Here is a 2945-nt window from a genome sequence, read left to right as displayed (position 1 = left end):
GCGAAACCCGCTGCCGAGGGGACAGCAGCGGGCTTGGCTTCAAGGCTAGCCGGAAGAGGGGATTGGGACACAAGGGCATCCGGCCAGCCCTTTCAACGAGGGTGGCGATCGTTTGTTCCCATGCCGTTCGCATATATTAGCAATCTCTTGACTAAACCCGCGCTCGCCCCAGAATCGCCTGCATCAGCGCTGGGGCTCTTTAACCTTCAGTGGTAACGCTACAGGGCCTGTAGCCATTCCCCTGCGGCTGCGTATGCTTCAATGGTTGGCCTTGCCCGGATGTCCTGCCGCTGCCATTTGCTTGTTGAACGCTGCGGCTTCTTGCTCCGTATCGAATGGACGGGCGGTAGCCGTTCCATCGGGAGCGATGACTACGGCCAGGTATGGCAGGCCGCGCGCTGGCGGGTGATAGACGGCATAGATCGTGCTGCGCTTCATTCCCTTCATGCTAACTGGACTCAAAGACTTCGCCTAGCCTTGCGTTGAATTCAAAAGCCGATCCCGGTGAGCGATGTGCAGAAGTTGCATCTGCTCGAACAGGGTCAAAAGGTCCTCGGCCAAGTCTGCCCTGAAGCCCTTCTGGTGGAAGTCGGCAACAATCTCCCGCTGGCGTGCAATATGTCGCTCGCCCAAAAGCACATGCTGCTCCAGCATCGCCAGAAGGGTTTCCCTCATGGCTAAGCGATATCAGATTTCTCGCGCTTTTTATAGGGGCGCTTCGGCGCAACAACGTCGCCGGGTCGTTTTTCACCCTTACGTTCCGCCGCCCAAACGGAACATTTGCTCGCTCCTAGAGTTGGTCGGCATGGACACTTGGACTTCCCTCGATATCAGCGCCGCAGCCCTGAAACGGGCGCAAAAGCTTCGCGAGGAAAATGACCGTGTCCGGAAGCAGGCGGCGGCAGAACTGGCCAGGGCTCACGAACTGATCGCCGATATTGCCGAGCTTCTGGGCGCTCGCGGCCTGAGGCGCGATTGAACCGTGCGGGAAGTCACCGAGGCAGACACCCACAGCCCGGCTCGCTTTATCGAGGTGACACAGGATTTTAGCGGCCGGGCCGTGTCCCAGAAGCTGGGCTCCAAGGGGCACGGTAAGAATGCAGTCTTTTGTTAGCACGCACAACAGGGCCAAAGGTCCATTAGCATCCGCTTGACGAAGCAGCCGACCGGCCCCAGACTCCATGCATGGTGAATCCAGCGCAAATCACGGTGGGGTCGATGGCAACCAAATACCTCGATCATCGGTTGGAATGCCCCTACTGCCTCACCATCCGGCTGAGAATTCCCGATGACGCTCGTCCCGAGACGCCGATTTCTTGCGACGTGGAGAGTATCTTGGCACTTGGGATGAGCTCCAAACCGACTTTGAGAAGCAAGGCGGTCATAACGGTGTGTTTCGTCTCGAAAAGGGCCGCATCCAGCGGATCCGCTAGTGCAGGCCGGCAACCCTCTAGTCGACCTTTCAGGAACCTGGCCTCGCGAAAGCAGCGAATTCCAATCGGTTCCAACCAGCTCGATCAGCTGCTTGGCCTCTTCCTCCCCGATGCCAGTCTCCCTCGTAGTCGCTCTGCCAGCAGTTTTAGCTGGCCTTTGCGATCCTCCCCATTTTCGATTGCCGGGCACATAGCGGTCCTCCTATGAACAGGAACCGGTGAGGTTAGCTTTTGTTTCGAGCGCCCGTCTCGCTTAATAATCTACGCGGGGGCACGCGCACTCTGGCTAGCTCCCCTACCGGGAAGCCCACGACCAGTCGTGTAGCCCGATCCATGCTGTCGCCATGATCAACGTGGCGAGGATGGCGTACTCTGCTAGGGTTTGACGTGAGGGCATCTCTGCTTAGTACGGTCCAAGCATGAGTTTTCGCTTAATTCAGTGGCCTCTCTCCCAATGAAAAGCCCGCCACAGTGGAGGGCCACGGGCGGGCTTTCAATGAGGGCGGCTACATTCCTGAGAAATCGACCGCTAAGGGAACAATATACCATGGGGTGAGATGGTTCCAGACAATTTTAAAGATTGGTGTCCTCGCCCACAATACGTGCAAGCAGCCGCTTGCGAACCTATTTGCCGTGTCGGAGTTGTATCGGTATGGCGAAGGGCAGCATCAAGGTCGGCGACGAGGTCGCCATAACCGCAACCGTGCGCAAGCGCGTCACTGAGGACAGGGTCAGCGTATTGATCCCTTCCTACAGCCAACCGCATTCGATCGTGGACACGACACCGAACATAAGCAGCGGGCAGAAGATCGATCTGATAGGCGAAGTCCTGCGCGTCGATGAGGATACTGTGACCCTTGGCGGCAAGGATCTCGGCATTACAGTCAAACGCAGTGCCGTGCGACTCGTCACCGGCCATGTTGCGCCGAAGCGGACGAAGCCTCTGGTCGATTAGGCTGCCTAATTCGTCTGCGCGTTGCCTGAGTTTCAGGAACCAGCGCTGGCCGTTCCTAGGGCGCGATCGAGCTTGTGCCCTTTGGCGCGAAGAAGCACGTCCAAGTGTATCTCTGGTAGGTTTCGAATTGCGTATGAGGAATGACCGTCCGATGGAACGTCATCAGACGCTCGCACATGTGGTAACTATCATCTGGTGAGGACTGGACACGCTCTCTTGGGATAAACCACTCCGCTTCCTGATATCCATTCAAGTAGGCGGAGCCCGGTGGCCTGACGTAGTAGCCGTCTTTGGTCACCCTGACGTCGCCGGAGTCTATTGGGTGACAATCTTTGTTGCCGCAGCAAACGTGATGCAGAACGGGATCAAACTTGCCGGTATACCAGTCGTGGGCCTCGGCATCGCCTGCCAGGAACAGCAACACCAATCCAAAATGCCTTTGCGAATGTCTCACGAAATTAGCCCTCGCGCTCGCAATAGCATTTTAGCGAAAGCTAATCTAGCAGCCCCAACCAATAGAACCGTTCTCGCAACGTGCCTAGAGGTCGCCCTTAGCT

At 57.2% G+C, this 2945-nt stretch carries 4 protein-coding genes and 1 pseudogene; 3 read left to right on the top strand and 2 right to left on the bottom strand.

Going from position 1 to position 2945, the window contains the following annotated elements; all coding sequences use genetic code 11:
- Window positions 1-258 precede the first annotated feature (258 nt).
- Entirely contained in the window at window positions 259-438 is a 180-nt protein-coding gene (locus EOA33_RS30405) for a hypothetical protein (RefSeq protein ID WP_127407327.1), read from the bottom strand.
- Between the two features lie 33 nt (window positions 439-471).
- Window positions 472-654, bottom strand: a complete 183-nt coding sequence (locus tag EOA33_RS30400; RefSeq protein WP_245482478.1) for a hypothetical protein — start codon at window positions 652-654, stop codon at window positions 472-474.
- Window positions 655-796: 142 nt separating this feature from the next.
- Here EOA33_RS30400 and EOA33_RS30395 point away from each other — a divergent pair, with 142 nt between their 5' ends.
- From EOA33_RS30395 to EOA33_RS39910, 3 genes and pseudogenes are all read left to right on the top strand, one after another.
- Complete coding sequence (locus EOA33_RS30395) at window positions 797-979, top strand: hypothetical protein (protein WP_127407325.1); 183 nt, start codon at window positions 797-799, stop codon at window positions 977-979.
- 1106 nt (window positions 980-2085) lie between these two features.
- On the top strand, window positions 2086-2388 hold the full coding sequence (locus EOA33_RS30385) for a hypothetical protein (RefSeq protein ID WP_127407324.1): 303 nt from the start codon (window positions 2086-2088) through the stop codon (window positions 2386-2388).
- Between the two features lie 322 nt (window positions 2389-2710).
- Window positions 2711-2945 (top strand): annotated as a pseudogene (locus EOA33_RS39910) (hypothetical protein); the annotation flags it as partial.

The sequence above is a fragment of the Mesorhizobium sp. M4A.F.Ca.ET.050.02.1.1 genome (assembly GCF_003997725.1).
GTDB lineage: Bacteria > Pseudomonadota > Alphaproteobacteria > Rhizobiales > Rhizobiaceae > Mesorhizobium.
The sequence above is the reverse complement of the archived record's forward strand: the minus strand, read 5'-3'. Positions and strand labels throughout refer to the sequence as shown.

Excerpts from the sequence above, each read along its gene's own strand:
- EOA33_RS30405 (WP_127407327.1), bottom strand. The coding sequence starts at position 438 with ATGAAGCGCAGCACGATCTATGCCGTCTATCACCCGCCAGCGCGCGGC.
- EOA33_RS30400 (WP_245482478.1), bottom strand. The coding sequence starts at position 654 with ATGCTGGAGCAGCATGTGCTTTTGGGCGAGCGACATATTGCACGCCAG.
- EOA33_RS30385 (WP_127407324.1), top strand. The coding sequence starts at position 2,086 with ATGGCGAAGGGCAGCATCAAGGTCGGCGACGAGGTCGCCATAACCGCA.